21 protein-coding genes, 2 tRNA genes and 1 pseudogene are annotated in these 25661 nt (G+C 71.9%); 15 read left to right on the top strand and 9 right to left on the bottom strand.

Annotated features, from left to right (window positions below):
- The first annotated feature begins 63 nt into the window (after window positions 1-63).
- From R2740_RS12840 to R2740_RS12830, 3 genes are read left to right on the top strand one after another with little or no spacing between them, the layout of a single operon-like run.
- Complete coding sequence (locus R2740_RS12840; RefSeq protein ID WP_371303080.1) at window positions 64-1389, top strand: PLP-dependent aminotransferase family protein; 1326 nt, start codon at window positions 64-66, stop codon at window positions 1387-1389.
- Between the two features lie 18 nt (window positions 1390-1407).
- A complete protein-coding gene (locus R2740_RS12835) occupies window positions 1408-2415 on the top strand; it encodes a D-alanine--D-alanine ligase (protein WP_371303079.1) in 1008 nt (335 codons plus the stop codon).
- On the top strand, window positions 2412-3182 hold the full coding sequence (locus R2740_RS12830; RefSeq protein ID WP_371303078.1) for a lysophospholipid acyltransferase family protein: 771 nt from the start codon (window positions 2412-2414) through the stop codon (window positions 3180-3182). Before R2740_RS12835 ends, R2740_RS12830 begins: the two co-directional genes overlap by 4 nt.
- A gap of 342 nt (window positions 3183-3524) precedes the next feature.
- On the opposite strand, the gene R2740_RS12825 is transcribed toward R2740_RS12830, so the two are convergent.
- The 8 genes from R2740_RS12825 to rpmH all read right to left on the bottom strand — a co-directional run bounded on the left by R2740_RS12825 (window position 3525) and on the right by rpmH (window position 8979).
- A complete protein-coding gene (locus R2740_RS12825) occupies window positions 3525-4511 on the bottom strand; it encodes a ParB/RepB/Spo0J family partition protein (protein ID WP_371303077.1) in 987 nt (328 codons plus the stop codon).
- Window positions 4508-5662: a ParA family protein gene (locus tag R2740_RS12820; RefSeq protein ID WP_371303076.1), complete on the bottom strand. Its 1155-nt coding sequence runs from the start codon at window positions 5660-5662 to the stop codon at window positions 4508-4510. The genes R2740_RS12825 and R2740_RS12820 overlap by 4 nt, the downstream gene beginning before the upstream one ends.
- Entirely contained in the window at window positions 5659-6411 is a 753-nt protein-coding gene (gene rsmG / locus R2740_RS12815; RefSeq protein ID WP_371303075.1) for a 16S rRNA (guanine(527)-N(7))-methyltransferase RsmG, read from the bottom strand. The genes R2740_RS12820 and rsmG overlap by 4 nt, the downstream gene beginning before the upstream one ends.
- Window positions 6412-6414: 3 nt before the next feature.
- Window positions 6415-6990 (bottom strand): protein jag, encoded by a 576-nt coding sequence (locus R2740_RS12810; RefSeq protein ID WP_371303198.1) that lies wholly within the window; start codon window positions 6988-6990, stop codon window positions 6415-6417.
- A gap of 219 nt (window positions 6991-7209) precedes the next feature.
- Window positions 7210-8202: a membrane protein insertase YidC gene (yidC, locus tag R2740_RS12805; RefSeq protein WP_371303197.1), complete on the bottom strand. Its 993-nt coding sequence runs from the start codon at window positions 8200-8202 to the stop codon at window positions 7210-7212.
- Between the two features lie 15 nt (window positions 8203-8217).
- Window positions 8218-8463, bottom strand: coding sequence for a membrane protein insertion efficiency factor YidD (gene yidD / locus R2740_RS12800; protein WP_371303074.1), 246 nt, complete (start codon window positions 8461-8463; stop codon window positions 8218-8220).
- Window positions 8460-8813 (bottom strand): ribonuclease P protein component, encoded by a 354-nt coding sequence (gene rnpA, locus R2740_RS12795; protein ID WP_371303073.1) that lies wholly within the window; start codon window positions 8811-8813, stop codon window positions 8460-8462. Before rnpA ends, yidD begins: the two co-directional genes overlap by 4 nt.
- 28 nt (window positions 8814-8841) lie before the next feature.
- Window positions 8842-8979, bottom strand: a complete 138-nt coding sequence (gene rpmH, locus R2740_RS12790; RefSeq protein WP_371303072.1) for a 50S ribosomal protein L34 — start codon at window positions 8977-8979, stop codon at window positions 8842-8844.
- Window positions 8980-9458: 479 nt separating this feature from the next.
- Here rpmH and dnaA point away from each other — a divergent pair, with 479 nt between their 5' ends.
- The 11 genes and pseudogenes from dnaA to R2740_RS12735 all read left to right on the top strand — a co-directional run bounded on the left by dnaA (window position 9459) and on the right by R2740_RS12735 (window position 22349).
- Entirely contained in the window at window positions 9459-11000 is a 1542-nt protein-coding gene (gene dnaA, locus R2740_RS12785; protein WP_371303196.1) for a chromosomal replication initiator protein DnaA, read from the top strand.
- Window positions 11001-11489: 489 nt separating this feature from the next.
- The gene (gene dnaN / locus R2740_RS12780) at window positions 11490-12629 is read left to right on the top strand and encodes a DNA polymerase III subunit beta (protein WP_371303071.1); all 1140 of its coding nucleotides are present in this window, start codon (window positions 11490-11492) and stop codon (window positions 12627-12629) included.
- A 136-nt stretch (window positions 12630-12765) separates the two neighbouring features.
- The gene (gene gnd, locus R2740_RS12775) at window positions 12766-13665 is read left to right on the top strand and encodes a phosphogluconate dehydrogenase (NAD(+)-dependent, decarboxylating) (RefSeq protein ID WP_371303070.1); all 900 of its coding nucleotides are present in this window, start codon (window positions 12766-12768) and stop codon (window positions 13663-13665) included.
- Window positions 13666-13708: 43 nt separating this feature from the next.
- Window positions 13709-14857: a DNA replication/repair protein RecF gene (gene recF, locus R2740_RS12770; RefSeq protein WP_371303069.1), complete on the top strand. Its 1149-nt coding sequence runs from the start codon at window positions 13709-13711 to the stop codon at window positions 14855-14857.
- A 14-nt stretch (window positions 14858-14871) separates the two neighbouring features.
- Window positions 14872-15560 (top strand): annotated as a pseudogene (locus tag R2740_RS12765) (DUF721 domain-containing protein).
- A gap of 279 nt (window positions 15561-15839) precedes the next feature.
- Window positions 15840-17855: a DNA topoisomerase (ATP-hydrolyzing) subunit B gene (gene gyrB / locus R2740_RS12760; RefSeq protein WP_371303195.1), complete on the top strand. Its 2016-nt coding sequence runs from the start codon at window positions 15840-15842 to the stop codon at window positions 17853-17855.
- Between the two features lie 44 nt (window positions 17856-17899).
- Window positions 17900-20605: a DNA gyrase subunit A gene (gyrA, locus tag R2740_RS12755; protein ID WP_371303068.1), complete on the top strand. Its 2706-nt coding sequence runs from the start codon at window positions 17900-17902 to the stop codon at window positions 20603-20605.
- A complete protein-coding gene (locus tag R2740_RS12750) occupies window positions 20605-21747 on the top strand; it encodes a DUF3566 domain-containing protein (protein WP_371303067.1) in 1143 nt (380 codons plus the stop codon). The genes gyrA and R2740_RS12750 overlap by 1 nt, the downstream gene beginning before the upstream one ends.
- Window positions 21748-21926: 179 nt before the next feature.
- Window positions 21927-22003, top strand: a tRNA-Ile gene (locus R2740_RS12745).
- Window positions 22004-22063: 60 nt separating this feature from the next.
- Window positions 22064-22183: a DLW-39 family protein gene (locus tag R2740_RS12740; RefSeq protein ID WP_371303066.1), complete on the top strand. Its 120-nt coding sequence runs from the start codon at window positions 22064-22066 to the stop codon at window positions 22181-22183.
- A gap of 93 nt (window positions 22184-22276) precedes the next feature.
- Window positions 22277-22349 (top strand) — tRNA-Ala (locus R2740_RS12735).
- 7 nt (window positions 22350-22356) lie between these two features.
- Here R2740_RS12735 and R2740_RS12730 read toward each other — a convergent pair.
- A complete protein-coding gene (locus R2740_RS12730; RefSeq protein ID WP_371303065.1) occupies window positions 22357-22890 on the bottom strand; it encodes a hypothetical protein in 534 nt (177 codons plus the stop codon).
- A gap of 161 nt (window positions 22891-23051) precedes the next feature.
- Between R2740_RS12730 and R2740_RS12725 the strand changes: the two genes are divergently transcribed.
- A complete protein-coding gene (locus R2740_RS12725) occupies window positions 23052-23564 on the top strand; it encodes a hypothetical protein (protein WP_371303064.1) in 513 nt (170 codons plus the stop codon).
- Window positions 23565-25661: the final 2097 nt, after the last annotated feature.

Below are 25661 nucleotides of genomic sequence, written 5' to 3'. Positions count from 1 at the left end.
GGGGGTCCGAGTTGCGGCCCCGCTGGTGCAGAGACCGCCTCGATCGTTCATGCTAGTCACAGGATGGACGTTCAGCCTGTCACCACCAGCACCCGACTCGACTCCTACGTCGACCGCTACGCCGCGCGCACGGCCGGGATGACGGCCTCGGAGATCCGGGCCCTGTTCGCCGTCGCGTCGCGTCCCGAGGTGGTCTCGCTGGCCGGGGGGATGCCGAACATCTCGGGGCTGCCGCTGGACGTCGTCGGCACGGTGATCGGCGACCTGGTCGTCCAGCACGGCGCCGAGGCCCTGCAGTACGGCTCCGGTCAGGGCGTGCCGCGGCTGCGCGAGCAGATCTGCGACGTGATGCGGCTCGAGGGCATCGAGGCCCATCCCGACGACGTCGTGGTCACCGTCGGCTCGCAGCAGGCCGTCGACCTGGTCACCCGGGTGTTCTGCGACCCGGGCGATGTGGTGCTCGCCGAGGCGCCGTCGTACGTCGGTGCGCTGGGGGTGTTCAAGGCCTTCCAGTGCGACGTCGTGCACGTCGAGATGGACGCCGACGGGCTGGTCCCCGACGCGTTGCGGCAGGCGATCGGCGCGGTGCAGGCGTCGGGCCGGCGGATCAAGTTCCTCTACACCATCCCCAACTTCCACAACCCGGCCGGCGTGACGCTGTCCGCCGAGCGGCGCGCCGAGGTGCTCGACATCTGCCGGGCCGCCGACGTGCTGGTGCTCGAGGACAACCCCTACGGCCTGCTGGGCTTCGACGCGGAGCCGATGCGGGCGATGCGCGCCGACGAGCCGGACGGGGTGATCTACCTCGGGTCGTTCTCCAAGACCTTCTCGCCCGGCATGCGGGTCGGCTGGGCGCTGGCGCCGCACGCGGTGCGCGAGAAGCTGGTGCTCGCCCAGGAGTCGGCGACGCTGTGTCCACCGGCCTTCTCGCAGATGGCCGTGTCGGCGTACCTCACCCAGCACGACTGGCAGGGCCAGATCAAGCAGCTGCGCGAGATGTACCGCGAGCGCCGCGACGCCATGCTCCAGGCCCTGGAGGACCTGATGCCGCCCGCCTGCTCGTGGACGGTCCCCCACGGCGGGTTCTTCGTCTGGGTCACCCTGCCGCCCGGTATCGACGCCAAGGCGATGCTGCCGCGCGCGGTGACCGCCCGGGTGGCCTATGTGCCGGGCACCGCGTTCTATGCCGACGGGTTCGGCTCCGGCCACATGCGGCTGTCGTTCTGCTACCCCACCCCGGAGCGGATCCGCGAGGGGGTACGCCGGCTGGCCGGCGTGCTCGAGGCCGAGATGGAGCTGCGGGCGACCTTCGGGGCCACCGGGCCGGTGGCCGGGCTGCCGAGCGGACCGCGCAGCGGCTACGACGCCCCCAGCACCGACCTGAGCTGACCCATCCGAGGAGGGCCGATGACCAACCTGACCAGCGCCGCGACACCGCCGGTGCTCGTGTTGGCGGGCGGGCTCTCCCACGAGCGCGACGTGTCGCTGCGGTCCGGTCGCCGGGTCGCGGAGGCGCTGCGCGGCGACGGTCGCGAGGTGGTGGAGCGCGACGTCGACTCCCACCTGCTTGCGGCGCTGCGCGAGGAGCCGCCGCTGTGCGTGGTGCCGATGTTGCACGGCGAGTCCGGCGAGGACGGGGCGATCCGCGAGGTCCTCGAGCTGCTCGGGGTGCCCTACGTCGGTGCCGGGCCGTCCGCGTGCCGCACCGCCTTCGACAAACCGGTGGCCAAGACCGTGGTCTCACGCGCCGGACTGCTCACGCCGGAGTCGGTCTGTCTGCCCGCGGAGTCGTTCCGGGAGCTGGGCGCCTCCGACGTGATGGCCGCACTGGTGGCCCGGCTGGGCCTGCCGCTGATGGTGAAGCCGGCGCAGAGCGGCTCGGCGCTGGGCTGCACGGTGGTGCACCGCGCCGAGGAGCTGCCGGCGGCGATGGTCAACGCCTTCGCCTACGGCACCGTCGCCCTGCTCGAGCGCTTCATCGACGGCACCGAGGTCGCCGTGGGCGTCCTCGACGACGGCTCGGGCCCGCAGCCGCTGCCGCCGGTCGAGATCGCTCCCGACGGCGGCGTCTATGACTACACCGCCCGCTACACCGCCGGGTCGACGGAGTTCTTCGTGCCGGCCCGGTTGTCGGCCGAGGTGGCCGCCGAGTGTGCCCGGGTGGCCGTGGCGGCGCACGAGGCCCTCGGGCTGCGCGACCTGTCGCGCTCCGACCTGATCGTCGACGAGGCGGGGCAGGTGTGGTTCCTGGAGGTCAATGTGGCCCCTGGGTTCACCGAGACGTCCACCGTGCCGCTGGCCGTCGAGGCCAGCGGCCTCGACCAGGGCAAGGTGGTAGGGTCGCGCGTCGAGGTGGCCGTCGCCCGGGCCGCGGCCGCCGGAGCGGCACCCGGCGCGGGGGGCGACCGGCGGTGAGCGGACTGCGCGACGTCGGCTACCGCGGCATCGTCGTGCTCGCCAAGACCGGCTTCCGCGCCCTCGACCAGCAGATCTCGATGGCCGGCACCGAACGGGTGCCTCGCACCGGCGGCGTGCTGCTCGCGGTCAACCACATCTCCTACGTCGACTTCGTCTACGGCGGCCTGGCCGCCAACCCGTCGGGCCGGCTGGTGCGCTTCATGGCCAAGCGCGAGCTGTTCGACCACCGGGTGTCGGGCCCGCTGATGCGCTCGATGCGACACATCCGGGTCGACCGGGCGGACGGGGTCGAGTCGTTCCAGGTGGCCCTGGACTATCTCCGCGCCGGGGAGGCGGTCGGCATCTTCCCGGAGGCGACGATCTCGCGCTCCTTCGAGATCAAGGCGCTCAAGAGCGGAGCGGTGCGGTTGGCTGCCGAGGCCGGCGTACCGCTGGTGCCGGTGGTCGTCTGGGGCACCCAGCGGATGCTCACCAAGGACCACCCGCGCGACCTGACCCGCGGCCGCGCGATCACCATCCGGGTGGGCGAGCCCTGGCGGCCCAGCGGCGCCGAGCCGGTTGCCGAGACCGCTTCGCTGCACGCCCGGATGAGCGCCCTGCTCGGCGAGGCGATCGCCGCCCACCCGGCCGCCGAACAGCCGCCCGGGTCGTGGTGGCTGCCCGCCTCGGCGGGAGGCTCGGCGCCGACCCTGGAGGAGGCGGAGCGACTGGATGCCGAGGAGCGTCGGGCGCGCGCCGCGAGGCGGGCCGCCAAGCGTCGCTAGGTCGTTAGATCGCTTTGTCGACATAACGACAGGGTTCTAACGGTGGTGTGTTTCCGCAGGTCAGAGGCTGTTTCACGGAGGATGCCGCACCCGGCGCCGCGCCGCTCGGGCGCGTTCCCGGCATGCCCGGGCCCGCCCGGGGGTTCGCCACTGCCGCGGTCCTGACGGCACTCCTGCGGTCCTGACGGCACTGCCGCGGGGCTCGACCGCCGCAGGAGTCCCCACGGCACCGCAGGAGTCGCCCGCCGAGCGCGGGACCCGCAGCGGCCACCCTGCGCGACCGCGTCAGATCGGCCCGCGTCGCGGCCGGCGCCAGATCGGCCCGCGTCAGATCGGCCAGTGTCAGATCGGACGGTCGGTGCGGTTGCGCGGGTCCATGATGTCGACGATGCGCTGCAGGTCCTCGAGCGTCGCGAACTCCACGGTGATCCGGCCCTTGGCCTTGCCGAGGTCGATCTTGACCCGCGTCTCCAGCCGGTCCGAGAGCCGCTCGGCGAGGTCGACGAGACCCGGGGCGGTGGGCCGCCGGCGGACCTGGCGCGGCGCCTTGCCGGCGTCGCCGACCGAGACGATCTCCTCCAGGCCGCGGACGCTGATGCCCTCGGCCACCACCCGCTGGGCCAGCCGGTCTTGGAGGTCGGCGTCGTCGACGGCCAGCAGCGCCCGGGCGTGCCCGGCGGACAGCACGCCCGCCGCCACCCGCCGCTGGACCGCGGGCGAGAGCTTGAGCAGCCGCAGCGTGTTGCTGATCTGGGGGCGGGACCGCCCGATCCGACCGGCCAGCTCCTCGTGGGTGCAGGAGAAGTCCTCCAGCAGCTGCTGGTAGGCCGCCGCCTCCTCCAGCGGGTTGAGCTGGGAGCGGTGCAGGTTCTCCAGCAGTGCGTCGCGCAGCATCGCGGTGTCGTCGGTGTCGCGGACGATGGCCGGGATGACCGCGAGGCCGGCCTCCTGGGAGGCGCGCCAGCGCCGCTCCCCCATCACCAGCTCGTAGCCGCCCTCGGGCAGCCGCCGGACGACGACCGGCTGCAGCAGGCCGATCTCGCGGATGGAGAAGACCAGCTCGGCCATCGCGTCCTCGTCGAAGACCTGACGCGGCTGCCACTGGTTGGGGCGGATCTGGTCGATGGGCAGCTCCGCGAACCAGGCACCCTGGACCTCGGCCAGATCGGCTCCGCCCGCCTCGTCGCCACCGGCGATGCTCGCCGAGGTGGGCTCACCCTCCGAGACCGCGGCCGGGTCGTCGATCGACCCGGCCTCCGGCGGGGCGGTGGGGATCAGCGCCCCCAGCCCGCGTCCGAGGCCGCGCCGGCGCGGGGTGGTGCTGCTCATGCGGTGGCTCCTTGCTGGGCGATCTCGCGGGCAGCCTCGAGATAGCTCAGGGCGCCCGGGGAACCGGGGTCGTAGGTCATCACGGTCTGGGCGTACGACGGCGCCTCCGAGACCCGCACCGAGCGCGGGATGGTGGTGTGCAGGACCCGGTCGCCGAAGTGCTCGCGCACCTCGTCGGCCACGCCGGCGGCCAGCCTGGTGCGGGCGTCGTACATCGTCACCAGGATGGTGGTGACGGCGAGCCGCGGGTTGAGGTGCTTGCGGACCATCTCCACCGTCTCCAGCAGCTGGCCCAGCCCCTCCAGGGCGTAGTACTCCGCCTGGATCGGGATCATCATCTCCGCGCCCGCCACCAGGGCGTTGAGGGTGAGCAGGCCGAGCGAGGGCGGGCAGTCGATGAGCACATAGTCGAGTCGCCCCTCCCCCGCTTGCTCGGCGGTGCCGATCGCGTGGTGGGCCTGCAGGGCCCGCAGCAGCCGACTCTCGCGCGCCACCACGCTCACCAACTCGATCTCGGCGCCGGCCAGATCGATGGTCGCCGGCACCACGAACACCCCGTCGAGGTCGGGGCAGGGCGCCATCACCTCGTCGAGGGCGGCCCCGTCGACGACCAGGTCGTAGGTCGAGGGCACCCCGCGATGGTGCTCGACGTTCAGCGCGGTGCTGGCGTTGCCCTGCGGGTCCAGGTCGACGACCAGCACCCGCTGGCCGAGCTGGGCGAGCCCGGCGGCCAGGTTCACCGTGGAGGTGGTCTTGCCGACCCCGCCCTTCTGGTTGGCCACCACCATCACGCGAGTCGCCGGCGGGCGGGCCATCGGCGGGCGCATCCGGGCGCCGTGCCGCGCCAGCAGGGTGTGCTCGGCGGCTCGGGCCAGGGGGGTCGAGTCGTCATCGAAGCGACCGGCGGCCTGGCCGAAGTCACTGGCCCGAGGGACCGTGAGCGGGTCGTACGTTTCACGTGAAACCTCGGCCTGGGGCTCCGATGTTTCACGTGAAACCTCGGGCTCGACGTCACGCGCCGCCTGTGGATGAACTGCCCCGATCTGTGGAAACTCACGCTCACGAGCGGGGGTCTCCTCGGTGGAAAACGTTCCGGCCTGCTCGCGGCCAGCGCCCGCCTCGTCGCCGACGGCGTGCTCGATGTCGGTCATCCGCGGTGCCTTCTTCCTCGTCGCGTACCGCGGTCGGAACCACCCCTGGACCGCGTCGCAAGTCGCCAACCTACCTGTCCGGGAACGGCCCAGGAAACCCGGACCACCTGGGTGCGGGCCGACGGCGTCTCCGCGCCGATGGTCACCAGCTCCGGGGCCCCGCAGTGCAGCCGTGCCAGGACCGGCCCGGCCTCCCGGATCTCCTCGCTCGCCGACGAACCCTTCATCGCGATCATCACCCCGTGCGGACCCACCAGTGGCATCGACCACTCCAGCAGCCGCGGCAGCGGGGCGACCGCGCGGGACGTCACCACGTCGAAGGTACGCCGGCCATGCAGCGACTCCGCGCGCCCGCGGACCACCTCGACGCGGGTCAGCCCCAGCTCGGCCACCACCTCCTCCAGGAAGGTGGTGCGGCGCAGCAGGGGCTCGACCAGCGTCACCTCGAGGTCGGGCCGCGCCAACGCCAGGACCAGCCCCGGCAGACCGGCGCCACTCCCCAGGTCCGCCACCCGGCTCCCCTCAGGCACCACCTCGCCGAGGACCGCGCAGTTGACCAGGTGCCGGCCCCACAGCCGCGGCACCTCACGCGGCCCGATCAGCCCGCGCTCGACGCCGGCGGTGGCCAGCAGGTCGGCGTACCGGATCGCCTGGGCCAGCCGCTCTCCGGGGAACAGTGAGCCGGCCTCCGGTGGGACCTCACCCGCCGGCCCGGCCGGCGATGTTTCACGTGAAACGTCGCGCGCCATGGGTCACGACGGGAGGATCACCACGAAGCGACGCGGCTCCACGCCCTCGGACTCCGAGGTCAGTCCGGCCGCCGCCACCTCGTCGTGGACGACCTTCCGCTCGAAGGCCGACATCGGCTCGAGCGAGACCCGCTCGCCCGACTCCTTGACCTCGGCGATGGCGGTGGCCGCCACTCCCTCGAGCTCGCGACGACGCTCCGCCCGGAAGCCCGACACGTCCAACCTCAGCCGCGAGCGCTCCCCGGTCTCGCGATAGACGGCCAACCGGGTCAGCTCCTGCAGCGCCTCGAGGACCTCTCCGTCACGACCGACCAGCTGCGACAGCTCGGCCCCGACGATCGACACCACGGCCCGGTCACCCTCGACGTCCATGTCGAGGTCACCGTCCAGATCGGCGATGTCGAGCAGCTCCTCGAGGTAGTCGGCGGCGATGTCGCCCTCCTGCTCCAGTCGCTCGACCTTCGACGCCCGCGGCCCCTCGGCGTCGTTGTCTGCGGGGCCCTCGGCCTCCCCGTCGGACTCGCCCTCGGCAGCGCTGGGTGCGTCGTCGGCCGGGTCGGCGCCCTCGTCGGCCACCATCGCCGCGGGCTCACCCACCGCGTCGTCGGCCGCGGCCTCCGCCTGGGCAGCGTCCGCGACGGCGTCCTGGCCGGAGTCCTCGCCGAAGTCCTCGACCTCCACGGCGGCCTGCTCGGTCTCGATGGCGGTGTCCTCGCCCTGCTCGAGCTCGTCGTTCATCGTTGTTGCTCCTCGCACGTCTGTACGTTGGGGTGGAAGGCTGGGGTGCGGGTGCGCGGCTCAGCCGCTCGCCGGAGCGGCGCCGTCGCCCGCGCCGTCGTCGGTGCCGTCGGCCCGGTTGTCACCGGCACCCGGCTTCTGCTTCTTGCGCTGCTGCCGCGACTGCCGCTTCGGCTGCTGGCGCTGCTGGGGCCGCGGCGGCTCCGGGTCGGTCACGGTGCCGCCGGGCTGCTCCGGCTCGGGGGTCTCCGGCAGCCCCTTGCGGGCCCGCTTGTGCGCGTCGCGCTCCAGCTTGGCCGTGAAGGCCGGCGTGCCGGGCGCGGGGTTGTTGCGGATCACGTAGAACTGCTGGCCCATCGTCCACAGGTTGGAGGTGGTCCAGTAGAGCAGCACACCGATCGGGAACGCGATGCCGCCGACGGCGAAGACCAGGGGCAGCACGTAGAGCAGCATCTTCTGCTGACGGGCGTAGGGGCCCGACATCGCGTCCGCCGGCATGTTCTTGGCCATCAGCTGCCGCTGGGTCAAGAACGTGGTAGCGGTCATGGCGATGACCAGGAAGCCGGCCAGGATCTGCACGTTGACGCTCTCGGCGTTGGTGAACGTGTCGGAGATCTTGGCGCCGAAGATGTCGGCGTTGCTCAGGCTGTCGACCTGCTGGGGGGTCAGGATGCCGCGCGCCTCGTCGTGGGCCGCGTGGTTGAGCAGCCGGAACAGCGCGAAGAAGATCGGCATCTGCAAGATGATCGGCAGACACGACGCGAACGGGTTGGTGCCGGAGTCCTTGTAGAGCTCCATGGTCTTCTGCGCCAGCAGCTCACGGTCGTGGCCGTACTTCTCCTGCAGCGCCTTGACCTTGGGCTGGATCAGCTGCATGTTGCGGCTCGCCTTGATCTGGCGCACGAACAGCGGGATCAGCGCGGCCCGGATCACCACCGTCAGGCCGACGATCGAGAGCGCCCACGAGGCTCCGCTGGTCGGCTTGAGCACCAGGCTCCACAGCTCGTGCCAGCCGATCAGCACCACCGAGATGATCCAGTAGAGCGGACCCATGATGACGTCGAACACTCAGGCTCCTTGGGGTGGCCGGGCGGACCGCCCGGGCGGGGGAACGGGATCGTAGCCACCGGCGGTCCACGGATGGCAGCGACCGAGGCGGCGGACCGCGAGCCAGCTGCCGCGCGCGGCGCCGTGGCTGCTCACCGCCTCCAGCGCATAGGCCGAGCAGGACGGGTGGTAGCGGCACACCTGGCCGTAGAGCGGGCTGATCGCCGCGCGGTAGCCGCGCAGCAGCCAGATCAACAGGTGCTTCATGTGGCGTCCCCGGCGCGGCGCAGCCCGCGGTCGAGGTCGCCGCCGAGGTCGGCGTACGACGCGGCGGCAGCGGGCGGCAGCGCGCGCACCACCAGCATCGCTCCGGGCGGGAGTCCGCCCAGGCGCTCGCGCACCAGATGGCGCAGCCGGCGCTTCACCCGGTTGCGAACGACGGCCGGTCCCACGGCGCGGCTCACCGCGAAGCCCACTCGGACCGGCGCCGTCGACTCGGTCGACGGGTCGCTCGGCAGCAGGTGGACGACCAGGGTCGGCGTCCCGGCCCGGCGGCCTCGACGCAGGGCATGACGAAAGTCCTCACCAGCGGTGAGGCGGTTGGTCCGCGCGAGCACGGGTCACCATCGCGGTGGGCCCGGGCCCTCAGACCGCGAGGCTCTTGCGACCCTTGCGGCGGCGGGAGGCGAGGATGGCGCGACCGGCGCGGGTGCGCATCCGCAGACGGAAGCCGTGCACCTTGTGGCGGCGACGGTTGTTCGGCTGGTAGGTCCGCTTGCTCACGAGCTTCTCCGTAGTTCTCCGGCCCCGCGGCCCCGGGAGCGTCCGGGTGCCGACGGTGGGCGGTGGTCGTGCTGGTGGTGTCCCCGGCGGCGGGCAGTGGCCTGACTCGCGGGTGGCGGGCCGTCGGCTGGCACCGCCCACCCACGGCTCCACCTCGCTGCGTTCACAGGGGCAGCGAGGAGGCGTTCCGTGGACATGCGGCACCCGTCGACGCCGGGCGACCGATCCACGGTACGCGAGTCGCCTCGACAGGGTCAAACCCGGACCGGGGTTGCCTGTGGATGACGGCTTGCCGCACGCCCCACGCAGTTGTTACCTTCGCCCTCACCGAGGTTCCCCGCCACCACGGTGTCGCGTTTCCCGACCGGCCGTCCGCCCGCTCGGCCAGTGACGGCCATTCCGCCGCTGACCTGCGCAGATACCTGTCGAGGCGCACATCGGGTGGAGCTCGGACCCGGCTCATCGCGGTGGGCCGACCAGTGGTACACAACCTGTGGACAAAGTTGTGGACCCAGCGACCCATTCCGGACCGGCGAGGCTGGTCCCGGGCCCCGAGCAGGCATGGAACGAAGGCGGAACCCGTGGAGCAGGACGAACTCACCCAGGTGTGGCAGCGCGTGGTCGAGGAGCTCCAGCCGCACCAACGCGCCTGGCTCGAGACCAGCCACCCGGTGACCCTCCACGAGAACTCCGCCTTCGTGGCGGTGCCCAACGAGTTCACCCGCACCCAGCTCGAGGGCCGGCTGCGCGGGCAGATCGAGGACGGGCTGTCGGAGTCGTTCGGTCGAGAGATCCGGTTGGCCGTCACGGTCGACACCACACTCGAGCCACCCGTGCACGCCGAGCCCCCCGTCGACACCTCGACCAATCGAGAAGTCGGTTTGTCGACAAACCCACCCGTCTACGACGCCGCGCCCGCCGCCCCGGCGCCCGCTCCGCCGGCCGAGGGGCGCGAGCCCAGCCGACAGAGCTCGTCGTCCCTCGAGACCCGGCTCAACCCGAAGTACACCTTCGAGACCTTCGTCATCGGCTCCTCGAACCGGTTCCCCCACGCGGCCGCCGTGGCCGTGGCCGAGGCGCCCGGCAAGAGCTACAACCCGCTGCTCATCTACGGCGACTCCGGACTCGGCAAGACCCACCTGCTGCACGCGATCGGCCACTACGTCCGCAGCCTCTACTCCGGCGCCCGGGTCCGCTACGTGTCGAGCGAGGAGTTCACCAACGAGTTCATCAACGCGATCCGTGACGACCGGCAGGACCGGTTCAAGCGTCGCTACCGCGACGTCGACGTGCTGCTGATCGACGACATCCAGTTCCTGGAGGGGAAGATCCAGACCCAGGAGGAGTTCTTCCACACCTTCAACACCCTCCACAACGCCAACAAGCAGATCGTGCTCACCTCCGACCGGGCCCCCAAGAAGCTCGACGAGTTCGAGGACCGGCTGCGCAACCGTTTCGAGTGGGGGCTGGTGACCGACGTCCAGCCGCCCGACCTCGAGACCCGGATCGCGATCCTGCGCAAGAAGGCCGCGATGGACCGGCTGACCGCACCCCCCGACGTGCTCGAGTTCATCGCCTCCAAGATCCAGACCAACATCCGCGAGCTCGAGGGCGCGCTGATCCGGGTCACCGCCTTCGCCAACCTCAACCGCCAGGAGGTCGACATGACCCTGGCCGAGATCGTCCTCAAGGACCTGATCCCCGAGGGCGGCGAGCCGGAGATCACCGCGCCGCTGATCATCGCCCAGACCGCGGCCTACTTCGGCGTCTCGATCGAGGACCTGACCGGACCCAGCCGTGGTCGCCACCTGGTCCAGGGCCGGCAGATCGCGATGTACCTCTGCCGTGAGCTGACCAACCTCTCCCTGCCCAAGATCGGCGCCCAGTTCGGCAACCGCGACCACACCACGGTGATGTACGCCGACCGCAAGATCAACCAGCTCCTCGCCGAGCGCCGGTCGGTCTTCAACCAGGTCTCCGAGCTCACCAACCGGATCAAGATGCAGGCCCGCCAGTCCTGACTCCCCGCGGCCCGCCGGCCCTCCCGTCGCCGGCCGCTCGGCGCCCGATCCGGGCTGTGGACAACCTGCCGACAACCCCGGCCCGTTCTCCACATCCCCTGTGCACGCACCGCGACGACCTGGTGACGACGCCGGCGCCGCCCACACCCCACGGGACTTCTCCCAGGCTCCCTGCACACCCCCTGTGGATCCAGAATCGCCCTCTGACCTGGGAAGACACTGGTTCTCCACAGTGTCCACCGATGCTATGACTCCCCCTGTACTCCAGAGATCCCCGATCTTCGCCAACACCCTCCACCCGGCTCCCCTGGGGAAAACCCCTCCCGCAGCGTCACCTCCACCCCGGACCGCCCCTCCCCGGCGGGCACCACACGTGGCAGGATGCTCACGCGACCGGGCCCGCGGCCCGGCGTTCGCGGCCGCATCCCCCGGATGCCGTCCCCGCCGCGCACCCGAGCTCCAGCCCACCGTCATCGGGAGGTCCACACCGTGAAGTTCAGTGTCGAGCGCGACGTCCTCGCGGACGCCGTCGCCTGGGCCGCGCGCAGTCTCCCGATCCGGCCGAGCGCCCCGGTGCTGGCCGGCCTGATGATCGACGCGAGCGATGAGGGACTCGTGCTGTCGACGTTCGACTACGAGACCTCGGCCCGGGCCACGCTGTCCGCCGACGTCGCCGACGAGGGCCGGGCGCTGGTCAGCGGCCGCCTGCTCGCCGACATCTGCCGGTCGCTGCCCGACAAGCCGGTCCAGATGGCGCTCGACGGCGCCCGCGTCTCGCTGACCTGCGGTGCGGCCCGCTTCACCCTGCAGACGATGCCCGTCGAGGACTACCCCACGCTGCCCGTGATGCCGTCGGCGACCGGCACCGTCGACAGCGAGCAGTTCGCACATGCCGTGGCCCAGGCGGTGACCGCCGCCGGCCGCGACGACATGCTGCCGGTGCTGACCGGCGTCCGGATCGAGATCGACGGCTCGGCGATCAGCCTGCTGGCGACCGACCGGTTCCGGCTGGCCCACCGTGAGCTGGGCTGGAACCCCCACACGCCCGACGAGTCGATCGCCGCCCTGGTGCCGGCCAAGGTGCTCGCCGACACCGCCAAGTCGCTCACCGCGGGTGCCGAGGTCACCATCGCCCTGTCCCACGGGGGTGCAGGTGAGGGGATCATCGGGTTCGAGGGGCACGCCCCGGGCGGCATCCGGCGCACCACCACCCGCTTGCTCGACGGCGAGTTCCCGAAGGTCCGCAGCCTGTTCCCCAGCGAGCACGCCACCACCGCGCTGGTCGACAAGGGCGCGCTCATCGAGTCGGTCAAGCGCGTCGCCCTGGTCGCGGAGCGCAACACCGCGGTCCAGCTCGCCTTCTCCGACGGCGTGCTGACCCTCGACGCCGGCTCCGGTGACGAGGCGCAGGCCTCGGAGTCGATCGAGGCGACCATCGACGGTGACGACATCACCACCGGCTTCAACCCCCAGTTCCTGCTCGACGGGCTGACCGCCATCGACCAGCCGGTGGTCGAGCTGGCCTTCACCCAGGCCTCCAAGCCGGTGGTGATCAGCGGGCAGGTCGACGACGCCGCGGACGACCCCGGCTTCCGCTACCTGCTGATGCCGCGCCGGTTGCTCTCCTGACCGACCCCGCCCGGACGACCCCGCCCGGACGACTCTGCCCGACCACCCGGTGGACGGACCCCTGCCGCGGCCTGCGCCGGCGTGCCTATCCTGACCGGGAGGCACCTCGGCCTCCCCTCACCACGCTAGGAGCGCCATGCACCTCGGTCTGATCGGGCTCGGCAAGATGGGCGGCAACATGCGCACCCGGCTCCGCAACGCGGGGCTCACGGTGGTGGGCTTCGACCGCGACCCCCAGCTCGCCGACGTGGGCTCCCTGGAGGAGCTGGTCGCGGCGCTCCCCTCGCCGAAGGTGGTCTGGGTGATGGTCCCGGCCGGTGACCCCACCCGCGACACGGTCAAGGCGCTGGGTGAGCTGCTCGGCGAGGGCGACGTGATCGTCGACGGCGGCAACTCGCGGTGGACCGACGACCTCGCGGCGGCGGCGTACCTCTCCGAGAAGAAGATCGGCTACGTCGACTGCGGCGTCTCCGGCGGGGTCTGGGGCCTCGAGAACGGCTACGCACTGATGTACGGCGGCAGCGCCGAGGACATCGCGAAGGTCCAGCCGGCCTTCGACGCGCTCAAGCCCGAAGGCGACTTCGGCGCGGTCCACGCGGGGGCGGTGGGTGCCGGGCACTTCTCCAAGATGGTCCACAACGGCATCGAGTACGCCCTCATGCAGGCCTACGCCGTGGGGTGGGAGCTGCTCGAGAAGGTCGACCTGGTCGACAACGTGACCGAGGTGTTCCGCTCCTGGCGCGAGGGCACCGTCATCCGCTCCTGGCTGCTCGACCTGCTGGTCGCCGCCCTCGACGACGACCCGGGGCTCTCTGAGATCCGCGGCTACGCCGACGACTCCGGCGAGGGTCGCTGGACCGTCGAGGCGGGTATCGACCACGCCGTGCCGACGCCGGCCATCACCGCCGCCCTCTATGCCCGGTTCGTGTCCCGCCAGGACGACTCCCCGGCCATGAGGGCGATCGCCGCGATGCGCAACCAGTTCGGCGGGCACGCGGTGCAGACCGCTCCTCCCGCCGGCGGCGACGCCGGCTGATCCGGCGCCGCGCGGGCGCACCCGACCCTGCGAGGATGACCCGGTGTACGTCGCCCACCTGACCCTGCACGACTTCCGGTCCTACGCCGACGTCGACGTCGAGCTGGGACCGGGCGTCACCGCGTTCATCGGGCGCAACGGGCAGGGCAAGACCAACCTCGTCGAGGCGGTCGACTACCTGTCCCGGCTCGCCTCGCACCGGGTGGCCAGCGACGCGCCGCTGGTGCGGGCCGGTGCGGAGCGGGCGATCGTGCGTGCGGCCGTGGTCCGCGACGGGCGGACCGCGGTCCTCGAGGCGGAGCTCAACCCCGGGAAGGCCAACCGGGCCAGGGTCAACAAGGCAGCGCTGCCCCGCGCTCGTGAGCTGGTCGGGCTGGTGCGCACCGTGGTCTTCTCCCCCGAGGACCTGGCCCTGGTCAAGGGCGACCCGTCGGAGCGCCGGCGCTTCCTCGACGACCTGCTGGTGCTGCGCACCCCGCGGCTGGCCGGCGTGCGCGCCGACTACGACCGGGTGCTCAAGCAGCGCAACTCGCTGCTGAAGACCGCGGGAGCCGCGCGTCGAGGATCGACGAATGAACAAAGCGCTTTGTCGACATTAGGGGTGTGGGACGCCCACCTGGCCCGCACCGGCGGGGAGCTGCTGGCCGAGCGGCTGGCCCTGGTCGAGGCGCTGCGCCCCTACCTCGGCAAGGCCTACGAGACCGTCGCCCGCGGCGCCAGCCGCGAGGACGCCGAGATCGACTACGCCCCGAGCCTCGAGCTCGACGGCGCCGTCGACCGGGGCGACCTGACCGAGGCACTGCTGGCCGAGCTGGAGCGGCGTCGCTCCGACGAGCTCGACCGCGGCATCTCCCTGGTCGGGCCCCATCGCGACGAGCTGCGGCTCACCCTCGGCAACGGCGAGCTGCGGCTGCCGGTGAAGGGCTATGCCTCGCACGGGGAGTCGTGGTCGTTCGCGCTGGCGCTCCGGCTGGCGTCCTACGACCTGCTGCGCGCCGACGGCGACGACCCGATCCTGCTGCTCGACGACGTCTTCGCCGAGCTCGACACCGACCGCCGCGACCAGCTCGCGGCCCTGGTCGCCGACGCCGAGCAGGTGCTGGTGACGGCGGCGGTGCCGGCCGACGTACCCGCCGCACTGGCGGGGGTCCGCTACCTCGTCGCCGACGGCGAGGTGACCCGTGACGGCTGACCCGGGCCGGCCCGATGCCGCCGACCCCACCGACGGCCTCGGTCCACAGGACGAGCGGCCGGAGCAGGACGGCCGGAGCAGGAGCGGCCGCACCAGGACGACGGCCTCGACCTGGCCCGGTCGTTGACCCGGGCCACCACCGGCCGGACCCGTCGCCGCCGCCCGCGGACCGGCTCGGCCGAGCCCGCCTCGGCACGCACCCCGCGCGGCGAGCTGAGCGGGCCCACCCCGACGAGCGCGACCCTCAGCTGCTGGACACGACCGTGGCCCGGGTGGTGGCCGACCGCGGCTGGGAGCTCGAGCTGCGGGTGCGGGGGGTGTTCGCCCGCTGGCCGGAGCTGGTCGGCCCCGAGGTCGCCGCCCACGCGACCCCGAGTCCTTCGCCGACGGGCGGCTGGTGGTGCGCACCGACTCCACGGCGTGGGCGACCCAGCTGCGGCTGCTCGCGCCGACCGTCGTACGCCGGCTCAACGAGGAGCTCGGGCCCGACACCGTCACCGTGATCGAGGTGCTCGGCCCCGCGGCCCGACCTGGAAGAAGGGCCCTCGCTCGGTCCGCGACGGGCGCGGTCCGCGCGACACCTACGGCTGAGCGGGGCACCCCGCTCCGAGCCCGCCAGAGGGCCGCTCAGCGGCCGACCGATGGTATAGGGACCCATCCCACCCCCTGTTCGGCCGCCGAAACCGCCTTCTCGCGGCGCTGAGGCCATGATTTGTCCACAGATCCCCCGCCGCGAGCCGCGGTACGTGGCCAGAGCCCCCTGACCCGGTATCATGGCCGTTGGGTCGCAGGCTCACCGAGCGGCGACCCGACGTGTGTCCGCTGCTTTCGTCCGAGCCCCCACCGGGCGCGGTCGGCCCGCTTCCGGAAGAGGTGCGTGTGTCCGACGAGACCACCCCCATCGAAACCCCGCTCGACCCCCGGCCGAACCCGCCGGGCCCCCACAGCCGACCCCGTCGCCGCCGACTACGACGCCGCGTCCATCCAGGTCCTCGAGGGCCTGGAGGCGGTCCGCAAGCGTCCGGGCATGTACATCGGCTCGACCGGTGAGCGCGGCCTGCACCACCTGGTGTGGGAGATCGTCGACAACGCGGTCGACGAGAGTCTCGCCGGCTACTGCGACGAGATCCTGGTGACCCTCCAGGCCGACGGCGGCGTCCGCGTCGAGGACAACGGCCGAGGCATCCCGACCGACATGCACCTGACCGAGGGCGTGCCGGCGGTCACCCTGGCGCTGACCCAGCTGCACGCGGGCGGCAAGTTCGGCGGCGGTGGCTACAAGGTGTCCGGCGGTCTGCACGGCGTCGGCGTCTCGGTGGTCAACGCGCTCAGCAGCACCCTGATCGTCGAGGTCAAGAACCGCGGCCACCTGTGGCGGCAGACGTTCACCCTCGGCGACCCCGACGGCGACCTCGAGCAGGTCCGGGCGCTGGCCGACGGTGAGCGCACCGGCACGACGGTCACCTTCTACCCCTCCGACGAGATCTTCGAGACCACGACCTACTCCCTGGAGACGATCACCACCCGGCTCCGCGAGATGGCCTTCCTCAACAAGGGCCTGGCGATCGTCGTCCGCGACGAGCGGCCGCACGCCGACGAGATCGCCGACGCGGTCGAGGACGCCACCATCGACCCCGAGATCGACCAGGCCGGCGTCGACGGCATCAAGCGCGGCGAGACCGGCGGCCTGGAGCGCACCTTCCGCTACGACCGGGGCCTGGTCGACTACGTCGAGCACCTCAACCGGCGCAAGCAGCCGGCCAACCCGACGATCATCGACTTCGAGGCCGAGACACCGCCCGACGTCGAGAACCACATGTCGCTCGAGATCGCGATGCAGTGGAACACCGGCTTCACCGAGTCGGTGCACACCTTCGCCAACACCATCAACACCCACGAGGGCGGCACCCACGAGGAGGGCTTCCGCGCGGCGCTCACCTCGCTGGTCAACAGCTGGGGCATGGACTGGGGGCTGATGAAGAAGCCCGAGGACCGGGTCTCCGGCGACGACATCCGCGAGGGGCTGACCGCGATCATCTCGGTCAAGCTCGGCGAGCCGCAGTTCGAGGGCCAGACCAAGACCAAGCTCGGCAACACCGAGGCCAAGGGCTTCGTGCAGCGGGTGGTCAACGACCAGCTCGGCGCGTTCTTCGCCGAGAACCCTGCCGAGGGCAAGGACATCGTGCGCAAGGCCCAGGCGGCCGCGTCGGCGCGGATCGCCGCCCGCAAGGCGCGCGACCTGGCCCGCAACCGCAAGGGCCTGCTCGGCGGCGGCGGCCTCCCCGGCAAGCTGGCCGACTGCCAGTCGACCAACCCCGAGGAGTGCGAGGTCTTCATCGTCGAGGGCGACTCGGCGGGCGGCTCGGCCAAGCAGGGCCGTGACCCGCGGGTGCAGGCGATCCTGCCGATCCGCGGCAAGATCCTCAACGTCGAGAAGGCCCGCATCGACAAGGTGCTCGGCAACGCCGAGGTGCAGGCGATCATCTCCGCCCTCGGCACCGGCATCCACGAGGAGTTCACCCTCGACAAGCTGCGCTACCACAAGGTGGTGCTGATGGCCGACGCCGACGTCGACGGCCACCACATCAACACGCTGCTGCTGACGCTGCTGTTCCGGTTCATGAAGCCGCTGATCGAGCACGGCTACGTCTACATGGCCCAGCCCCCGCTCTACCGGCTGCGCTGGAACAAGCCGGCCGAGCACGAGTTCGTCTACTCCGACGCCGAGCGCGAGGCGCTGATGCGCGACGGGCTCGAGCAGGGCAAGAAGCTCCCCAAGGAGAACCCGGTCCAGCGCTACAAGGGCCTCGGCGAGATGAACGCCGACGAGCTGTGGGAGACCACCATGGACCCGTCCCAGCGGCTGATGCGCCAGGTGACGCTCGAGGACGCCGCCCAGGCCGACGAGATCTTCTCGGTGCTGATGGGCGAGGACGTCGAGCAGCGCCGGTCGTTCATCCAGCGCAACGCCAAGGACGTCCGCTTCCTCGATATCTGAGTCTCTACAACTCGTCCTAGATTTCCGTAGAAGAAGAGAGAACCGTGACTGAGACCCCCACCGACGGCGGCACGCCCACCCCGGGCGGCCGGATCGAGCCGGTCGAGCTGCAGACGGTCATGCAGCAGTCCTACATCGACTACGCCATGACGGTGATCGTCGGCCGCGCGCTGCCCGACGTACGCGACGGGCTCAAGCCGGTGCACCGCCGCGTCCTCTACGCGATGTACGACGGCGGCTACCGGCCCGACCGCGGCTTCTCCAAGTGCAGCCGCGTCGTCGGTGACGTGATGGGTCAGTACCACCCCCACGGCGACTCAGCGATCTACGACACCCTGGTGCGCCTCGCGCAGCCGTGGGTGATGCGGGCGCCGCTGATCCAGGGGCAGGGCAACTTCGGCTCGCCGGGCAACGACCCCGCGGCGGCGATGCGCTACACCGAGTGCCGGATGGACCCGCTGGCCATGGAGATGGTCCGCGACATCGACGAGGACACCGTCGACTTCCAGCCCAACTACGACGGCCGCAGCCAGGAGCCGACGATCCTGCCGGCCCGGTTCCCCAACCTGCTGGTCAACGGCTCGGCCGGCATCGCGGTCGGCATGGCCACCAACATCCCGCCGCACAACCTGCGCGAGGTCGCCGCGGGCGCCCAGTGGGCGCTCGAGCACCCCGATGCGTCCCGCGAGGAGCTGCAGGACGCGCTGATCGAGCGGGTCAAGGGCCCCGACTTCCCCAACGGCGCGCTGATCGTCGGCCGGCAGGGCATCGAGCAGGCCTACCGCACCGGGCGCGGCTCGATCATGCAGCGGGCGGTCGTCGAGATCGACGAGGACGCCAAGGGCCGGGTGATGCTGGTCATCTCCGAGCTGCCCTACATGGTCAACCCCGACAACCTGGCGCTGAAGATCGCCGAGCTCGCCGACTCCGGCCGGGTCCAGGGCATCGCCGACGTGCGTGACGACTCCTCCTCGCGCACCGGTCAGCGGCTGGTCGTCGTCCTCAAGCGCGACGCCGTCGCCCGGGTGGTGCTCAACAACCTGTTCAAGCACACCGAGCTGCAGACCAACTTCTCCGCCAACATGCTGGCGCTCGTCGACGGGGTGCCGCGCACCCTGTCGATCGACCAGTTCATCTCCAACTGGGTCGCCCACCAGATCGACGTGATCCAGCGACGCACCCGGTTCCGGCTGGCCCGGGCCGAGGAGCGGGCCCACCTGTTGCGTGGCCTGGTCAAGGCGCTCGACATGCTCGACGAGGTGATCGCGCTGATCCGGCGCAGCCCCGAGGTCGACGATGCGCGCCAGGGCCTGATCGACCTCCTCGACATCGACGAGCTCCAGGCCAACGCCATCCTCGACATGCAGCTGCGCCGGCTGGCGGCCCTGGAGCGGCAGAAGATCATCGACGACCTGGCCAAGATCGAGGCCGAGATCGCCGACCTCGAGGACATCCTCGCCAGCGAGTCGCGGCAGCGCACGATCGTCGGCGACGAGCTGGCCGAGATCGTCGCGAAGTACGGCGACGAGCGGCGTTCGCAGATCATCGCGGCCGACGGCGACCTCTCGATGGAGGACCTGATCCCCGACGAGGAGCTGGTCGTCTCCATCACCCGCGGCGGCTACGCCAAGCGCACCCGCGCCGACCAGTACCGCACCCAGAAGCGCGGCGGCAAGGGGGTCCGCGGCGCGACCCTGCGCGGCGACGACGTGGTCGAGCACTTCATCGCGACGTCCAACCACCACTGGCTGCTGTTCTTCACCACCGCCGGCCGGGTCTACCGCACCAAGGCCTACAACCTCCCGGAGGCGGCGCGCGACGCCAAGGGTGGCCACGTCGCGGGGCTGCTGTCCTTCCAGCCCGACGAGGGCATCGCGCAGGTGCTGGCGATCCGCGACTACGACCAGGCTCCCTACCTCGTGCTCGCCACCCGCAACGGGCTGGTGAAGAAGACCAAGCTGAGCGACTACAACTCCCCGCGCCAGGCGGGCGTGATCGCGATCAACTTCCGCGAGGCCGACGACGAGCTGATCGGCGCCGAGCTGGTCAACCCCGACGACGACATCCTGCTGGTCTCCCGCAAGGGGCAGGCGATCCGGTTCCGCGCCGACGACTCCCAGCTGCGGCCGATGGGCCGGGCGACGTCCGGGGTGTCCGGCATGAAGTTCCGCGAGGGCGACTCGGTGCTGTCGATGTCGGTGATCCGGGCCGCGCAGGTGGCCGCCGAGGAGGCCCTGGAGCGGGGCGCCGAGGACGAGGAGGCCCCCGTCTCCCCGCAGTACGTCTTCACCATCACCGACGGCGGCTTCGCCAAGCGCTCCCGGATCTCGGAGTACCGCCTGCAGTCCCGCGGCGGCCTCGGCATCAAGGCGATGGCGCTGCAGAACGAGGACCGCGGGGTGCTCGTGGGCGCCTTCATCGTCACCGACGGCGACGAGGTGCTGTCGATCACCCAGGGCGGCCAGGTGGTCCGCAGCCCGATCAACGACGACTTCCGGCCCACCGGGCGGTCCACGATGGGCGTGAAGTTCGTGACCCCCAAGGGTGACGACGCCGTCGCCGTGGTGGCCCGGTCGGTCGAGGTCCGTCCCGAGGACGACGAGCCGGACGCCGCCGGTGAGGGGGGCGCCGAGGGGAGCGCCGAGGGCCCCGCCGCGTCCACCGACGCCGTTGGGGAATCGTCGGATGAGGCTACGGATGCAACAATCGAGACTTCTGCACCCGACGACCACGGGGAGAGTGAGTCCTGATGGCGGATCGCGCCGCGCCGCGGACGGCCCCTCCGACCGGACAGCCGTCGGCGGAGCAGCCCGTCGAGGCCGCCCCGACCAACGGCACCGCCGCCCCTGAGGCCAAGCGCCCGGTGCTGCCCCCGATGCCGGCGCCCAAGCCGGCGCGCGGGGCCCGCAAGGCGACCCCGTCGAACCCGCCGGCCAACGGCACGCGCGCGGCCTCGGCCGAGCCGCCTGCTACCGCCCCGCCCGCCGCTGCCCCGTCCGCCGCTGCGCAGCCTCCCGCTGCCGCGCCGGCCGGCCCGCCCGCCGCCGCGGACGGCCCGACCCAGGTGCGCAAGCCGGTGCTCCCACCCCCGCCGCCCGCCGAGTCGGCGAAGAAGAAGGGCACGCGGGGCTCGCTGAGCCAGCGGCTGCAGGCCAAGAAGCCGGCCGCCTCGGCCCCGGCTGCTGCGGCCGCGCAGCCGGCGGCCGCTTCGGCGACGCCCACCGCTCCCGGCATGCCGGCCGCGTCGCCGCCCCCGCCCGAGCGGCGTCAGCCGGCACCCGGCGACACCGCCCCGGTGCCGGTCACCCGGTCCGTGGCCCCGGCCGCTGCCGCGGGTGCTGCCGGCGTGGCCGCCGGTGCGGCTGCCGCGGCCTCCACCACCACGCCCCAGCGGCCGACGGTGGCGCCGACGCCGGTGACCCGACAGGCCAAGCCGCGCCCCGCCAAGAAGGCCGCCGCCAAGAAGGCCGCGGCCACCGCGCCGGCGGCGAAGACCGCGACCCGTCCCGGCCGGCGTCCGTCGCGGCGCGCCCGGCTGCGGCTGACCCGGATCGATCCGTGGTCGGTGATGAAGACGGCGTTCCTGCTCTCGGTGGCTCTCGGTGTCGTCACCGTGGTGGCCGTGATGACCGTGTGGTCGGTGCTCGGCGCCGCCGGGCTGTGGGACTCCATCAACTCCACCGTCCAGAGCCTGCTCGGCAGCGACGCCAGCACCGAGTTCGACGTGACCGACTACCTCGGCACCTCCCGCATCCTCGGCTTCACCACCCTGGTGGCGATCGCCGACGTGGTGCTGCTCACCGCGATCGCCACCCTGGCCGCGTTCCTCTACAACATGGCCGCCGCCCTCCTCGGCGGCATCGAGCTCACCCTCACCGAGGACCCCCACTGATCCAGTGGGGTGAGCCCGAGGCGTCGCAGACGGTGCGGTGAGGCGTCGGAGACGGTGCGGTGAGGCGTCGCAGACGGCGCCTGCCGGCCGGCACCTCGTTTTGGGAGCGTCTCCGGCGTTGCGGTAGTGTTCCCCTTCGGTCGGCCCCCGGGCCGACCGTGCCGGTGTAGCCCGGATCCGGGCCTATAGCTCAGACGGTTAGAGCGCTTCCCTGATAAGGAAGAGGTCACAGGTTCAAGTCCTGTTAGGCCCACCACCCGCACCGACGAAGTCGACGCAGGGCCTCGCCGATCGAGGCCGCCTGGAGGGGAATCCCATGAAGAAGCTGCTCGTTGTCGCCCTGGCCGCCGCGGCCGCCGTCTTCGCGAAGAAGAAGATCGACGCCGCCAAGGGCGAGCAGGCACTCTGGGCCGAGGCGACCGACAGCGTCGACTGAGCACCACCACGATCGCGTCCCGCACCGCCGGGGCCGATCCCCGGTACGCCGGCCCTGCTGCGGCCGTCGTACCACCGCGGCGCTTGCGCCGACGGGGCCATGGCGCAATTGGTAGCGCACCTGCTTTGCAAGCAGGGGGTTAGGGGTTCGAGTCCCCTTGGCTCCACGCGGTGTCAGTACGCGAAGACGTGGGCACTGAGCACGTCGATCTCGCGCCTCGGATCTCCGAAGAAGGCCCCCAGGCGGCGGGAAACGATCTGGAACGGCCGTTCACGTGGCGATCCGTCCGCCTTCCAGTTGTTCACCGGAACGATGAGGAACAGGTGGTGGGCGTCGGGGGCGATGTGAGCCTTCCAGACGTCCTTGAGGTCGTGGTTGTTGGTGGTCGTCCCGCCACGCTCGACCTCGGCGATCACGCCCCGCCCATCCCCGAGCGCGAAGACGAAGTCGGGACGCGCCTGGGTCACGAATCCCGTCTGCTGGGTCAGCACCACCTCCTCGCGGAAGCCCAGCTCTCGGCGTAGCAGCACTGCGAAGTGATCCTGGAGCGCCTTGCTCTTCGCACCGTGAACATGCAGCGCACCGATTTCGCGGGTACTCGCCCGGATGTGCTCGACCAGCCGGGCAGCAAGATCATCGACACGGGCAAGCTCCTCGGCGTACTCGGGCGGGACGATCGCCTTCGTATGCCGGGTGTAGCCCTCCACGAAGCTGCAGCTTCGCAGCTTCGCGAGATTTCAGCTACTCCTCCGCCAGAGACGGGTGGCTCCGCAACGCCCGGTGCGCCGTTCTGATCCCACGCTGAGGTGCTCGTCAGATCGTCTCTCCACACCCGCGACAGGCGCGGGCGCCAGACCAAGGAGAGACCATGAGCATCACCCGGAAGACCACTCGGAAGACCACCCAGAAGCCCCGCTTGATGGCGCTGGCCGGCCTCGCCGGCGCGGCCGCGCTCACGGCGGGGGTGCTGGCCAGCGGCATGCCGGCCGCGCACGCGGCGGCGTCGGACACCGACCGGCCCAAGGTCACGGCGAAGCACTTCGACTTCGGCAAGAACTGGACGGTGAACGCGCCGCGCAACGGCGGCTACGCCTACTGGAACCTCAGCAACGGGGTCACCTCGATCGACGTCGAGGGCTACCTCTACCTCACCAACAACGAGTGCGGCCGTGTGCGCGTGGAGTACTACAACGACAGCCACGCGCTGCTGGCCTCGCAGAACGCGCCGCGGCGGTGCGCCAACGGCACGGCCAAGAAGCAGTGGTGGGAGTCGCTGAGCTACTCCAGCACCACGGTGTCGCACATCCACGTCGTGGTGCAGGAGGAGAAGTCCAACGGCACCTTCGCCGAGGTCGACCACGACTACGAGACCTTCGACTGAGGAGGTACGCCCGGCAGGTCGCTGGTGCCGGAATGAGCCGTGCCGCGTGAGACGCGTGGTGGCCCGCTCCACGGCCGCTCGGAAGGGCCGCGACCGGCAGGCGGAGGTCGGTCAACTGCTGGACCAGGGCGTCGCCTCGAGTTCGGATCGCCCGCGGCCATGGTGACGTCATCGCGGGACCGACGGCGGCGGCGACTGGTCTGTACCAGAGGCGGCACCTCACCCCGGGCCGAGGTCCGCGCCTAGGTGCGGACGCCCCCGCCTGGGGCCGGATGGTGGGGATCAGAGGGAAGCCGAGCCCGTCGGGCGCTCTGGAACAGGGCACGGTCCGGCCCCGCCGAGATCGCTTCCGTTCCGCGCATCTTGCGGGAGCCGGGCCGTCAGGTGCCGTGGGAACGTCAGTCGACCGCCGGCGGCCGGCTGGCCCTTCCGGCTCGCGTAGACCGGCGCTGGACAGCGCCGCAACGGGTGACGCGGCTTCCACGCGCGTTGCGGGCATGAGTCCAGCGACTGGTGGGGCTGCCCCGCCAGTGAGGCGAGGTCGCTCGCCGTCCTGACCGCTCCGGAGGTGACGCCGAGCCCTGTGCACGTGGGAGGTCGAGCCAGGCGCCGGCGTGACGGACGTCAGGCTCACGGGCCGACGCGTCCGGGGTCACCGACTTCATCATGGCAGCAGGCCATCGGTCGAGGAGTCAACCACGAGGCGTCCGGCCCGCCGACGAGCAGAGCGCCGGGGCCTCGCGCGGCAACGACCCGGTCGACCGCCACCCTGGCGCTGATCCGGGACGCTCCAGGTGTCCTGGCATCCAGGTCTACGGCACACCCGCGACCGGCGCGGGCGCAACCTGATCTGGGAGGAGAGACCATGAGCATCACCCGCCGCGCCAGGGACCACCGCAGGCAGGTGGAGGAGCGACCGCCTGATGGCGGCTCCTCGCGCCGAGCCTCGCCTGCGGGCTCCGGGACCAGGGGTGCTCCGTCGCGAGGCCGACATCCGCGCACGCGGCGGCGTCGGACGACCGACCGGCGAGCGTCGGCGAAGCACTTCGAGTTCGGCAAGAACTGGACGGTGCCCGCGCAGACGCAACGGCGGATGCCTACTGGAACCTGCAACGAGGTCACGCCGATCGACCATCATCGGCATCCTGTGGCCGACCTCACCAACAACGAGTGGGCCGGAGTGCGGGTGGACGTGCTAAACGACGGCCACGCGGGCGGCCTCGCGGAACGCCGCCGCGGGGTGTGCCAACGGCACGCGCCACGCTCGATGGTGGTCGCTGAGCCCTGGCGGAGGCACGCCGGTGGCTCGTCGTGGTGGCAGGAGGAGAAGTCCAACGCGCACCTTCGCCGCCGGTCGACCACGACCTGAGACCTTCGGTCGACCTGATCGCCGCTCGCCGACGGCTGGGGTCCCGACGACCCGTTCCGCCGGTGACATGACGCGGGCCTGCCCTACCGGTGGTTCGTCGCGGCACCTGGGGTGGCCGGTCGGCACGGTCTGATGCTGCGGGCCGGCGTGGACGACGGCCGCGACGGGGTCATGGCGGTGACGTCCGCGGGACGTCGACGGGGCCGACGGGCGGCCGCCTCGCGGCGTCATGGTGACGTCATCGCGGGACGGACGGCGGCGGGCGGCTGGTCTGTACCACGAGGCGGCACCGTTGCCCCGGGCCGAGGTCCGCGCCTACGGTGCTGGACGTGCCCCTTCTGGGGCCGGATGGTGGGGATCTGACATGGGGAAGTCTCCGCGCGCCGTGATCGGCGCGCTCTGGAACAGGGGCCGGTCTCGGCCCCGCCGAGATCGCTTCTCGTTCCGACTGCGGGAGCCGGGCCGCCAGGTGTGGTGGGAACCTCAGCGACCGCCGGCGGCCGGCTGGCCCGGGGCGGCTCGCGTTCGACCGGCGCTGGTGGCGGGGGAACGGGTGACGCGGCTGCCACGCGCGCGGCATGAGTCCAGCGACTGGTGGGGCTGCTCGCTCCGCTAGTGGAGGCGAGGTCGCGCGCCGCCTGACCGGGGTGACCCGAGCGTCTGCGCGAGGGGTGGTGGGACCCGGCGCTGCGGCGCCGGGCCCGTCAGGCGACGGCGACCGACGGTGT

The sequence above is a fragment of the Nocardioides sp. genome (assembly GCF_041393715.1).
Classification (GTDB): domain Bacteria; phylum Actinomycetota; class Actinomycetes; order Propionibacteriales; family Nocardioidaceae; genus Nocardioides.
Note: the sequence above shows the minus strand (reverse complement) of the source record. Positions and strands in the feature narration are given on the sequence as shown.